Here is an 11,103-nt window from a genome sequence, read left to right as displayed (position 1 = left end):
AGCTTGCCCTTGGCGTGCTGCGCCTCGGTCGCCTTCTCGCTGGGGCCCGCCACCGCCTGCGCACGGATCTCGTGCAGCTCGGCGACCCGCCCGCGGATGTCGGCGGGAGCGGCCTCGGCCTCGGCAGCGGCAATCGTCATCGACATGTCGTCAGATCCCTTCCTGAAGGGGCGGAGCATCCATCACTGCCAGCTGCGCGATCCCTGGTACCCCCCGGGCCGCCGCCACCAGCGCGAACCGTTGACCGGCCGCCGCTGTGCGTCCTCGTCCGCCGCCCGGCCGCGCAGGGCCAGCAGTACGACGGTCAGTGCGGCCAGTTCCTCGTCGGTCGCCGTGCCGCGCTCGACGCGCAGAGCCGGTTCCCCGCGGTCCGTATCGCCCATGCCGCCTCCTCTTTTCGGCCACGGTCCGCCATGGCGCTCAAGAGGAGATCTCGGCCCGCTAGAAAACCGGTCGGCCGCCGCGGCGGTCAGGTGCTGCGCGCCCGCACCGCCCGCAGGGCCCGGGACAGCGCCTGCGCACTCTCCGCGGCACCGCCGACCCCGGTCATGACCAACGCCGGGGCCTCACCGGTCTGCTCCGCCGTGCGCCGGGCGATCTCGTGGGCGACCCGGCCGGCCGGACCGGCGCCGCACAGGATCAACTGCCGCCCGGGACCGAGCAGTTCCTGGAGGGTGCCGGGCGACACGGCCCGGCCCGTCACACTGAGCAGCACGATGCGCTCCGGCCCCTCGTGCTCGCGCACGAGCGTGTCGTACGCACCGGGGGTGACACCGGGGACGGTGACCAGGCACACCACGTCCGCCTGGGGTTCCCCGGCCCGCAGGACCGCCAGCGCGAGCCGGCTGCCGCCCGGGCCCGGCGGTGTCATACGGGGCACCTCGGAGCTGCGCAGCAGCCGCAGCGCGTCGGCGACGGTGAACGTGTCGTCCGGGTGCTCGGGCAGGCTGCGCAGCAGGTGCAGGCACTGCGAGAGGGTGCCGGAGGCGTCGGTGTCCGTGAACCTGGCCCGGTCGTACAGGGCGGTCAGCACCAGGGCGCCCTCGGCGTCGTAGTGCGCGACGAGGGTGACCGGCAGGGTCGTGTCACCGCCCGCGCTCTGCGGCACGCCCACCCGGATGCCCTGGGCCGCGAGTTCGGCGCGCAGGTTCTCCGGCAGTTCGGGGTGGTTGTCGAAGCGGACGGTCGTCTCGGTGAGGTCGGGGCCGGGGGCGCGCCCGCTCCACTCCTGGATCCGGTCAGTGCAGACCCAGGCGTAGGGGTTGAGGTCCAGCGCGGCGTCGCGCACCTGCAGCAGCAGGTCCACCAGCGGCGCCGCGGGGTCCACGGTGACCGTCATCGGCAGCGGGTTGCCCAGCAGTCCGGGGATGTCGGCCGCGGCCCGCAGTGACATGTCCCGCCCGGACAGGTGCACGCCGAAGGCCACCGGCAGCGGCCCGTCGGCCCCGGCCGCCCGGTACAGCAGCAGGGCCCACACCACGTGCAGGGCGCTGCTCTCCCCCGCACCCCGGCCCGCGGCCCAGGAGCGCAGCCGGGAGGTCTGGGGCGGCCTGAGCCGGCGCTGGATCCGGCCGGGCCCCTCGGTGTGCCGGGGCGGTCCGCCGGGGCGGCCGGGGCTGACGGCGGCGTCGGCGGGCGGCGCGGCCGTCGCCCAGAACTCCCGGGCCACGGCCGGGTCCTGGCGGGCCAGCCACTCGGAGTGGTCGCGGATGTCGGGCCGCCGGTCCCCGCCGGGCAGCATCCCGCCGGCGAGGTAGGAGCGGTAGAACTGGCGCAGGAGCAGACGTGCGCCGCGCTCGTCGAGCAGGGCCCGGTGATAGGTCACCAGGACGCGGGTGGGCGAACGCCCGGCGCCGGTGGTGTCCGGCGGACCGTCGAGCAGGGACACCCGCAGCAGGCCCGGCCGGTACAGCTCGAAGCCGCGGGCCCGGTCCTGCCGGAGCAGTTCGCTCCAGCCGACGGCGGCGTGGACATGGCGTACGACCTCCACGACCGCGCGCTCGTGCAGCACCAGGCGGGCGGCGCCGGACCAGTCGAAGGACGCCCGCAGCACCGCCTCCCGCTCGGCGACGGACTGCCAGGCGGAGATGAACCGGGTGAGGTCCAACGGGCCCGCCCAGTCCCAGAAGATCTGCTCCACGTACCGGCCGGGGCCGCCCTGGCCCTCCACCGCCGCCGTGAGCAGCGCACGCTGGTGCCCGGTCACGGTGACCGTGCCCGCCGCGAGCGGTGCCAGCAGGTCCGCCAGCAGGTCGTCGCTCAGCGGTCCGCCGGGGGTGGCCGGGCCGCGCGGGGTGAGCCGCAGCAGATGGCGGCCGGGGCGCCCGGCGTCCAGGGCGTCGTCCAGTTCGACGTCGTACGCCGGATGCCGCTCGGCGACGCGGGCGGCGATCGCCTCGGCCTCCGTGCGGGCGAGCCCGCACAGCTCGAAGACGAGCGGTGACCAGGTCCGGGTGCCGAGCGGTTCGTGCACCACGGCAAGGACGGCGCCCGCGTGCGAGTGATGACTCCTCATCCGCTGCCCGGGGCGCCGGACACCTGTGCCGCAGCAGCGGTGCCGGGTACCCCGACCTCCTTTTCGAATCGTTTCTGCACGGCGCGTTCGGCCACGGCCCGGCAGCGCCCGAACCGGCCGCCGACGCCTCGGCTCACCGCCGTCCGGGGCCCTGCACCCCCGGAAGGCCGACGACACGGGGGCCCGGCGACTCCCCCGGCGGCTCCCCCAGGGGCAGCCTTCCCGGCTCGGCCACGGGTAAGGGCGCCCGGACCCCGCCCGCCGGCGCCGGCACGGCGTCCCGGCGGTGCGCCTCGCTCACCAGGAAGCGCTCCTGGACGAGATGGGTGGCGAAGGCCCACTCCCCGGCCGTGTCCTCGGTCAGCCGGGCGGCTCCCGACGGGTCCCATGCGAAGCCGACCGCCGAGAACCGGCGTCGCAGGCCGTGCCCGAGCGCCTTGGTGTACGCCTCCTTCAGCGTCCACAGCCGCAGGAACCGGTCGGTGCGCTCCTCCTCGGGCAGGGCCGCGAGCAGTTCGGCCTCCCCAGGAGTGCACACGTGGTTGCGCAACAGCTCGAAGGAGATCCGGCGCGCGGCGGGCTCGGCGTCCACGCCGACCGGCCCGGCGCGGCTGACGCCGACCACGATCAGCTCGTCGGTGTGGCTGAGGCTCACCTGCAGGTCCGCGCCGAGCCCGCGCAGCACGGGCCGCCCGCCCGGCAGATAGGCGAGATCGAGCCGCTGGGCAGGCACCTGGAGGGCAGCGGCGGCGGTGTGCTTGACCACCACCCGGGAGACCGCGAAACCCAGCCGCCCGGCGGGGGCCGGGTGCTGCCGGTAGCGGGGCCAGTCGCGGCCGAGCAGCGTGCGCAGCCCGGGATCGAGCAGGGCCGGTGTCAGCCACTGGCCCCAGGTGGTGTGCACCACCGCCCGGCCCGTCTCCTCGATCCGCTCCTGCAGCTCCTCCCACGGCCCGTCCGGGCCGGGAACATGACACGGCGGCGGAAACGGCCCCGCCGGGACGCGGCCCTGCGCGCTCACCACCGCAGCCTCGTCGCATACAGGTCGCAGTCCAGGCCGTGCGCCCCGCGCCGGGCGAGCTCGGCCCACACGCCCGGCTGCGGATCGGGCGTGCGGGCGGGCAGCGGCAGCCCGAGCCGCTCGGTGATCCGGCCGAGCGCCAGCAGCGCCCAGCCGGCCCCGCCGAGGAAGGGCAGCCGCGCCCCGGCCGCCGCTTCCCGCACGCCCAGCGCGGCGCCGGCCAGCACCAGCAGGGCCTGACGGTCCGCCAGAGCCCGCGCCGCCGGGTCGGCGGGGTGGTGCCCGGCGGTGGCCGCGCAGGCGGTGGTCAACGCCCGCTGCTCGACGCCCAGTCTGCGGCCGATCCGGGCGAGCGCCGCGGTGTCGGGGTCGTCCGCACCGGCCAGCCGTGCGGTGGCACCGGCCAGCGTCGCCGCGACGGCCTGCACGCAGTCCGTGCCGGGTGCCACGGCGGGCGCGGCCTCGGTGATCCGGAACAGCGCCGCACACTCCGTACCCTCCGCCGGCCACGAGCCGCCCGCCTCCCTCAGCCCGCGCACGATCCGGGTCTGCGCGGCACTGGCGGCCGTCCAGTCGACCCCGGCGAAGGCCCGGTGCCGGACGATCCTGGCCAGCGTGCGCCGCTCGGGCGTGTCACGGTCGAACCCGCACTCGTCCAGGACCAGTTCGAGATCGCCCAGCAGCTCACCGACCAGCTGGGGCACGAGATACCGCACGACGGCGGCGAGCCCCTCCCCCGGCGCCGGCGAGGGCCCGGGGCCGTCCGCGCCCGGCCCCTGCCACGGGCCGGACCGCAGGGCCACGGCCGTCAGGCTCTCGCAGGCCAGCAGATCCGCGAAGGCCGAGGCCAGGACCGGCTGCCACTGCCTGGCGGCGGGTTCGTGCCTGCCGAGGCCGTCCACGATGCGGGCCGCACCGCCCAGGACGCCGCCGGCCGCCGCGGTCAGCGCCGCCGGCCCGAGCAGCGCGGCCGCCGGGTGCGGCACCGGTGCGCACAGCAGCGGACGGATGCCCCAGGCGTGGGCGAGGGCGAGATCGCGGCGGAAGAGCGGGCGCAGGGCGCGGGCGAGCCGGTCGGCGGCCGGCCGCGGTTCCCCGGCGCCGGGCAGGCCGGCGGGAGGGGCGGGCAGCGTGCCGTGCTCCGCGGCCCACAGGGCGGACCGGCCGTAGGGGTTGCCGGGATCGCGGGGGTCGCCGAGCAGCGTCTCGAGGCGGGCCGCGTCGGCCGCCGGCTCTTCGGGACCAGGGGCTGTCCGGGTCGTCGGGGGCCGCCCGACACGCGGGCCGGGCCAGGTCAGGGCCATCGCCGATCTCCTCGTCGTCGTGGTGCCGGTCGCCGTACGGTCGTTCTCCGGCGGGCTCATCGCAGTCGGCGTACGGCGCTCTCGGCGTGCCACCGCGCCAGGCTCAGCGCCTCGGTGCTGGAGCGGCCCAGCCACTCGCGCACATACCGGCGGGCATCCACGAGGAGGGCGCCGCCGCCCAGGACGGCCTCCACCGCGCTCTCCCGGAGCATCACGTGGTGGGCGGAGACGACCCGCACCCCGGTCTCGTCGGGCTCCAGGTACCACTCCCCGCAGTGCGCGGCGACGGGGTCGGGGGTCACGGTCTCCTTGTGCACGATCCGTCCGGCGGCCGGGAAGCACAGCCGTACGGCCTCGGACAGGACCGTCGCCCCGGTCTCCGGGGAGACGGTGTGCAGGACGGTCGCCTGCACACCCGGCTGGTCCTCGGTGACCTGGGCCCACTCGACGTCCGGAACCAGGTCGGCCCAGTCCTCGATGCGGTAGAGGAAGTCGTAGACGAGTTCGGCGGAGCCGGAGACGTACACGCTGTCCTCGAAGGACAGCAGCAGTTCGTCCAGCCGGTCCCAGCGCTCGGCCGCCCGGCGCAGCGCCGCCAGCTCGGCCCGCACGTCGGTCTCCAGGGTGCCGGGCGTCTCCCCGGGCCCGGCCGGGCGCTCATGACGCAGGGTCAGCAGGCACCGGTCGTCGCCGTCGGGTGCCACGCTCCAGGTGCCGGACGTCGGCGCTGCGGGCAGCAGGGCGTCGCGCCGTTCGAACTCGATACGGCGCTCCCGCGGCCGCAGCACGCGGCGGGCGAGGGCGGAGCACACCTGGCCGTCCCGCAGGTGCCACAGCCGCAGGTTCTCCTCGGTGCCGTCGAAGTCGACGCGTTCGACGTGGATGCAGGGGTCCAGCAGCACCGGCCAGCGGGGGGCGTCGACGAGCAGGCCGTAGACGACACCGGCGGGCGCCGCGACCGGGACCGTGTGCTGGGCGGCGTGCACTCGCTGCGACGACATGCGCGACCCCCTCCTCCAGGTGTGATCAACGCTGCACCGCAGGGCCTGAGCGGGGCTCGATTCCCGGTGGAGGAGGCGGCGGGTGAGGGGCCGTCAGCCGACGGGGGCCACGGACACGCCCGTCGCGGGGCGGGCGGAGAGGGTGTCGGGGCCGGACATCAGGATGGACCGCTGCAGCTTGGCGAGCGCGGGGGACGGTTCGAGGCCGAGGGTGCGCACCAGGGTGGCGCGCAGCCGCTGGTAGGCGTCGAGCGCCTCGCCGCGGCGCCCCGAGCGGTACAGCGCGAGCATGTACTGGCCGCACAGGCTCTCGTGGGTGGGGTACCGGTTGACCAGCACGGTCAGTTCGGCGAGCAGCTCACGGTGCCGGCCGAGCCGCAGGTCCGCCTCGACGCGCTGGTCGAGCGCGCACAGCCGGCTCTCCTCCAGCCGCTTGACCTCGGTCTGCAGATGGGGACCTGAGTGGACGTCGGCGAGTGCGGGTCCGGTCCACAGCTCGAGCGCCTCGCGCAGCAGACGGGCGGCCTGGGGGTAGTCCTCGGCGTCCATGGCCCGGTACCCGGAGCCGGCGAGCCGCTCGAACTCCCGTACGTCGCTGGTGCCGTCGCCGCCCTTGAGCAGATAGCCGCCGGGGACGGTCAGCAGCACGTCCTTGGCCTGGCAGGGCTGCCCGGCGTCGCCCCCGGTGCCGTTCTCCAGGGCGGCGGTGATGAGTTCGCGCAGCTGCAGGATGTAGGTCTGCAGGGTGGCGCGGGCGCTGCGCGGGGGCTTGCTCCCCCACAGCTCCTCGGCCAGCACGCCCACCGGGACGACCTGGCCGGCGCGCAGCGCCAGCAGGGCGAGCACCTGGCGCGGCTTGGGCGCCGTCGGCGTGATGGACACCCCGTGGTGCCGTACGGCGAGTGTGCCGAGTACATCGATGTCCACGCCGTTCCCCCGCTTTCTGGTGCAGTCTGCCGCGCTTCCCCTGGTGTCCCCGAGTAAAAAACAGCGCATGCGGTATGTCAATACGGTACCGGGCGCCCTGTTTACCTTTCGATGGGCACCCGAGACGCCCGCGAGTCCGACGGGAGGAGGGAAATGCCAGGGCAGAAACCCGCAGGGGGCGATTCCGGGCGGACGCCCGGTCCGGTCACCTGACCGGACCATTACCTGTCTGTTGGACGGTTTTTGGGAAAGACTCCCCGCCGGCGCCCGGTCACCCGGTGGCCGTCTCCTCGCCGCCCGACCCGGTGGGGGTCTGGCGCGTCGAGTCGGCCAGCAAGGGGAGCAGGAAGGCCCAGACGCGGGTCGCCCGCTCCCCCGACAGCCAGTCCCGGTCCCAGGTGCTCAGCACCTCGAAGCCGGCCGTCGTGGCGATGATGACCGCGGCGGCGTCCTCGGGCGAGATCCCCTGCGCCAGTTCCCCTGCCTCCTCGGCCTGCGCGACCAGATCCTGCACCCACGCGCACCACCAGCGCCACAACCCCCCTTCCCCGCTCTTGCGCGAGGGATCGTGGCCCAGCTTGAAACCGGCCCTCACCACCGGATCGCTGGCCACGGCGGCGAGCAGCCGGCAGGTGGCGTTCACGAGGGACTGCAACAGGGTGTCGGCGGAACTGCGGCAACCCTCCGCCATCTTCTCGACGGCGTCGGCCGCGGCCCCCTCGACCTCGCGCGCCAGCGCCTCCTTGCTGGCGAAGTGGAAGTGCAGCGCACCGTTGCTCACCCCGGCCTGCGAGCTGATCGCGGTCAGCGACGCCACGGCGTACCCCTCCCGTTCGAACACCTCGGCCGCAGACCTGATCAGGTTCTCCCTCGTCCGCGCCGCCCGCTCCTGTTTGACCATCACGTACTCCGATACTGAGGGGGATTCCCGTGCTTCCTGGCCGACAGGTCGGTGTCCTTGGCACAGGCACGTTCAGGGAGTCGATCAGCACTCCAGCCTAACAAACCGCTAGGACGGTTTGTAGCTGGCGAGGCCCTGATTCCGACTCGGGGGCCGCGCCGCCGGCTGCCGGGACGGCCGGTCCCGACGCCCGCTCCTGCTGCAGCAGCGGTGCTCCGATGGTCGCCTCCTCGCCAAGCCCGGCCCGCCGCCACGGCTCTCCCCGGGTCTGCGATGCGCGGCCGGGGTGGCCTGAATCACCCCATCATCCAGCAATTTTCGGCCACCCTCCGCCCGTCCGCTCAAGGAACGCTCTCGGCCCGCTCGAGCACCACCACGTTCGCGGCACACCCTCCCCCACGGGGTCACTCCAGAATGACACGCGTAAACATGCCTAACGGATGGATCACCTCCGCATTTTGGTCAGGCGGAGTCCCCGCTACCGGTAGAAACGAAACCGGTTGGTATGTATCTTCCTGCTCGAGCGCCACACCATCCATCGCCACGGCACCAGGGGGAAGCCATGTCTGCGATCATGTTCAAGGGCGAGCGCGCGATACTCCACGAGGCGCAGACGGACACTCCGGTCTCGACGCCCGGGACCACCGTCCTCGCGTTCCCGTCGCTGACCACAACGGTTCCCAAGGAGTTCGTCCACCGCGCGGCAGTCGCCGAGGTCATGCTGACGAGCTGGAAGCGCCAGGACGACACGCACTTCGCGGTGACCGCGCAATGGCCGCGGGCACACAGCTTCTTCACTCCGTCCGAGGGCGGGCTGCACGATCCGCTCATCGCCGCAGAAACCATCCGGCAAGTCGGTTCACTTCTGGCCCACGCCGAGTACGGGGTGCCGCTCGGGCACCACTTCCTCATGTGGGGCCTCGACATCGCCGTGGACCACGGAGGGCTCCTGGTCGGGGACGCGCCGGCCTCCCTGGAACTCGTCGTCACCACCACCGACGTCAAACACCGCCGCGGCAGCCTCTCCCAGCTCGGCTACGAGGCGGCGGTGCTGCGGGAGGGCGTCCCCGTCGCAAGGGGAGCAGCCTCGTTCAGCACCGCGACACCGGAGGTGTACCACCGGCTGCGGGGCCGCGAGGACCTGGCCCTCATCCGCGCTCTGCCGCTCACCGCGCCCGCCTCGCCGCAGAGCGTCGGGCGCACCTCGCCGGTCGACGTCGTGCTGTCACCCGTCGACGGGCCGCACCGGTGGCAGCTGAGGGTGGACACCCGCCATCCGATCCTGTTCGACCACCCGGTCGACCACGTTCCGGGCATGGTCCTGGTCGAGGCGGCACGGCAGGCCACGGCCGAGGTGCTGGAACGTTCCTCCATGTCTCCGCTCGGCATGAACAGCACCTTCAAGCGGTACGTCGAACTGGACGCACCCTGCCTGATCGAGGCCACGCACCAGGGCCGTTCGGCCGACGGCGGGATCGAGTCGGTCCAGGTGACGGCACGGCAGAACGGAACCGAGGTCTTCGCCTGCCTCGTGACCGCGCACACCGGATCCTGAGATCTGCCGCGACAGGCCCCCGCACCGGCCGGGCCCACTCCGCCCGGCGCGTGCGGCGAACGACGGCCGGTCTCAGACGAAGGCCGCGAGATGGTCCGCGGCCCAGCCCCGGAAAGACCTCGCCGGGCGTCCTGTCACCTCGGAGACAGTGAGCCGCACCCCGGCCTTCGCACCCTCGAACTGGCGCCGTGCGCTGTGCAGCAACGCCTCGGCGACCGGCTCCGGGTGCCGGGCCCGCAGTACGGCACGGGCCTCGTCCTCAGTCAGCTCCTCATACCGCAGCGGACGGCCCAGCAGCGCGGAGAGCTGGGCCGTTTGCTCGACGACGGTGATCGCCTCGGGGCCGGTTATCTCATGACTGCGGCCCTCATGACCGTCCTCCGTCAGAGCCCGGACGGCGACGTCCGCGATGTCCCGGGGGTCGACGCAGGCGATCGGCGAGGAGCCGTACAGCGCCCGCACCACCCCCTGCGCGCGGATGGACGGTGCCCAGGACAGGGTGTTGGACATGAAGGAGCGCGGACGCAGCAGGGTCCACTGCAGCCCGGAGGCGCGCAGCAGTTCCTCATGGGCACGTTGGCGGCGGGTGATGAGATCGACAGCGCCCCGGTCCAGGACGGCGGCTGCCGACAGTTTCACGATCCGTCGCACTCCGGCCAGACGCGCGGCACGCAGGAAACGTTCGTCATGGCCCTCGGCGACCGGACTGGTGACGAGAAACGCACAGGTCACTCCCTCCACGGCGCGAGCCAGCGAGCGCTCGTCGCCGAAGTCCCCGCGCACCACCTCCACCGCGCGGCCGACCCCGGTGCAAGGTGCGGTCTGCCTGGTCATGACGCGCACGGCGCGATCGGCCGGAAGCCTGCGCACCACTTCCCCTCCGACGGTGCCGGTGGCCCCGGTCACGAGGATCATGCGGTTCCCCTTCCCCCTGTCGACAATGGCCGGTTCCTTCCCAGGCGGCACCGCCGTACTTCGGCCTTCTCCACGAGAACCGGGCGGGCTGCCTCATTCCCATGGGGACGTTCCGATGTAATATACAAACTGGGCGGTTTCTTCTGGCCTGGCAAGCGTACGTCGCACCGGACGGAGTGGGGTTTCATGGCAATGCAGGACCGCGCGATCCGCACCCGCCGGAAAATCCTCTCAGCGGCGGCCGAGGTCTTCGAGTCCCGCGGGTACCGGTCGGCGACCATCAGTGAAGTGCTCAGGACCGCCGGAGTGACGAAGGGGGCCCTCTACTTCCACTTCCAGTCCAAGGAAGACCTGGCCCAGGGGGTGCTGAGCGCCCAGGACCAGGTGGTCAGCCTTCCCGAACGCGCAAGCAAGGTTCAGGAACTCGTGGACGTGGTGATGCTCCACGCGCACCGTCTGCAGACCGATTCCATGGTGCGCGCGGGCGTGCGGCTGACCATGGACCAGACGTCGGACGGACTGGACCGCAGGGGCCCGTTCCTGAAGTGGGGCAGCCTCGCCGGCCGGCTGCTCGAAGACGCCCGCAAGCAGGGCGAGTTGCTTCCCCATGTCGAACCGCAGGAGACGGCCGACGTCCTGACCGGTGCCTTCGCGGGCGTCCAGTCGATGTCCCACGCGCTCACCGACTACGCCGACCTGATGCAGCGCTCCTGCGCCCTGCTGCGCCACATACTGCCGAGCGTGGTGACGCCCTCGCTGATCACCGCTCTGGACCTGTCGGAGACGCGAGGATCCAGGGTGTTCGCCGAAGTGCAGGCCTCACTGGCCGAGGTCGCCGAGAGGGCCGAGATGGCCGAGGTCGCCGTCCACTGAGGAGAGCGCTCATGCCCCGGCCGGCTCGTCCGGCCGGGGACGAACGCCGTGGCGCGCCCGGCTGTTGCCGCCGCCACGGCCCTTCCGTCTC

10 protein-coding genes are annotated in these 11,103 nt (G+C 73.5%); 2 read left to right on the top strand and 8 right to left on the bottom strand.

What is annotated here, in order from left to right; genetic code table 11:
- Nucleotides 1-182 precede the first annotated feature (182 nt).
- The 7 genes from ACFYZB_RS44010 to ACFYZB_RS43980 all read right to left on the bottom strand — a co-directional run bounded on the left by ACFYZB_RS44010 (nt 183) and on the right by ACFYZB_RS43980 (nt 7,669).
- The gene (locus ACFYZB_RS44010; RefSeq protein ID WP_351217171.1) at nt 183-383 is read right to left on the bottom strand and encodes an acyl-CoA carboxylase subunit epsilon; all 201 of its coding nucleotides are present in this window, start codon (nt 381-383) and stop codon (nt 183-185) included.
- Between the two features lie 86 nt (nt 384-469).
- The gene (locus ACFYZB_RS44005; RefSeq protein ID WP_388767503.1) at nt 470-2,476 is read right to left on the bottom strand and encodes a condensation domain-containing protein; all 2,007 of its coding nucleotides are present in this window, start codon (nt 2,474-2,476) and stop codon (nt 470-472) included.
- A gap of 172 nt (nt 2,477-2,648) precedes the next feature.
- A complete protein-coding gene (locus tag ACFYZB_RS44000; protein WP_351217175.1) occupies nt 2,649-3,536 on the bottom strand; it encodes a 4'-phosphopantetheinyl transferase superfamily protein in 888 nt (295 codons plus the stop codon).
- Nucleotides 3,533-4,900, bottom strand: coding sequence for a hypothetical protein (locus ACFYZB_RS43995; RefSeq protein WP_388767502.1), 1,368 nt, complete (start codon nt 4,898-4,900; stop codon nt 3,533-3,535). The genes ACFYZB_RS44000 and ACFYZB_RS43995 overlap by 4 nt, the downstream gene beginning before the upstream one ends.
- A complete protein-coding gene (locus tag ACFYZB_RS43990) occupies nt 4,897-5,841 on the bottom strand; it encodes an SRPBCC family protein (protein WP_351217179.1) in 945 nt (314 codons plus the stop codon). The genes ACFYZB_RS43995 and ACFYZB_RS43990 overlap by 4 nt, the downstream gene beginning before the upstream one ends.
- Nucleotides 5,842-5,934: 93 nt before the next feature.
- Entirely contained in the window at nt 5,935-6,768 is an 834-nt protein-coding gene (locus tag ACFYZB_RS43985; RefSeq protein WP_351217182.1) for an AfsR/SARP family transcriptional regulator, read from the bottom strand.
- A gap of 271 nt (nt 6,769-7,039) precedes the next feature.
- Nucleotides 7,040-7,669, bottom strand: coding sequence for a ScbR family autoregulator-binding transcription factor (locus tag ACFYZB_RS43980; RefSeq protein WP_351217184.1), 630 nt, complete (start codon nt 7,667-7,669; stop codon nt 7,040-7,042).
- Nucleotides 7,670-8,231: 562 nt separating this feature from the next.
- Between ACFYZB_RS43980 and ACFYZB_RS43975 the strand changes: the two genes are divergently transcribed.
- Entirely contained in the window at nt 8,232-9,224 is a 993-nt protein-coding gene (locus tag ACFYZB_RS43975) for a ScbA/BarX family gamma-butyrolactone biosynthesis protein (RefSeq protein ID WP_388767501.1), read from the top strand.
- A 72-nt stretch (nt 9,225-9,296) separates the two neighbouring features.
- Here ACFYZB_RS43975 and ACFYZB_RS43970 read toward each other — a convergent pair whose 3' ends face one another.
- Nucleotides 9,297-10,139 carry an NAD(P)H-binding protein gene (locus ACFYZB_RS43970; protein WP_351217191.1) on the bottom strand — a complete coding sequence of 281 codons (843 nt, stop codon included), beginning with the start codon at nt 10,137-10,139 and terminating at the stop codon, nt 9,297-9,299.
- 186 nt (nt 10,140-10,325) lie between these two features.
- Between ACFYZB_RS43970 and ACFYZB_RS43965 the strand changes: the two genes are divergently transcribed.
- Complete coding sequence (locus ACFYZB_RS43965) at nt 10,326-11,012, top strand: ScbR family autoregulator-binding transcription factor (protein WP_388767500.1); 687 nt, start codon at nt 10,326-10,328, stop codon at nt 11,010-11,012.
- Nucleotides 11,013-11,103: the final 91 nt, after the last annotated feature.

The organism is Streptomyces sp. NPDC001852, from assembly GCF_042891825.1.
Taxonomy (GTDB): Bacteria; Actinomycetota; Actinomycetes; order Streptomycetales; family Streptomycetaceae; genus Streptomyces.
Note: the sequence above shows the minus strand (reverse complement) of the source record. Positions and strands in the feature narration are given on the sequence as shown.

Bases quoted from the DNA above. Each gene is read 5' to 3' on its own strand.
- ACFYZB_RS44010 (WP_351217171.1), bottom strand. From the start codon at position 383: ATGGGCGATACGGACCGCGGGGAACCGGCTCTGCGCGTCGAGCGCGGC.
- ACFYZB_RS43995 (WP_388767502.1), bottom strand. From the start codon at position 4,900: ATGAGCCCGCCGGAGAACGACCGTACGGCGACCGGCACCACGACGACG.
- ACFYZB_RS43990 (WP_351217179.1), bottom strand. From the start codon at position 5,841: ATGTCGTCGCAGCGAGTGCACGCCGCCCAGCACACGGTCCCGGTCGCG.
- ACFYZB_RS43980 (WP_351217184.1), bottom strand. From the start codon at position 7,669: ATGGTCAAACAGGAGCGGGCGGCGCGGACGAGGGAGAACCTGATCAGG.
- ACFYZB_RS43975 (WP_388767501.1), top strand. From the start codon at position 8,232: ATGTCTGCGATCATGTTCAAGGGCGAGCGCGCGATACTCCACGAGGCG.
- ACFYZB_RS43970 (WP_351217191.1), bottom strand. From the start codon at position 10,139: ATGATCCTCGTGACCGGGGCCACCGGCACCGTCGGAGGGGAAGTGGTG.
- ACFYZB_RS43965 (WP_388767500.1), top strand. From the start codon at position 10,326: ATGGCAATGCAGGACCGCGCGATCCGCACCCGCCGGAAAATCCTCTCA.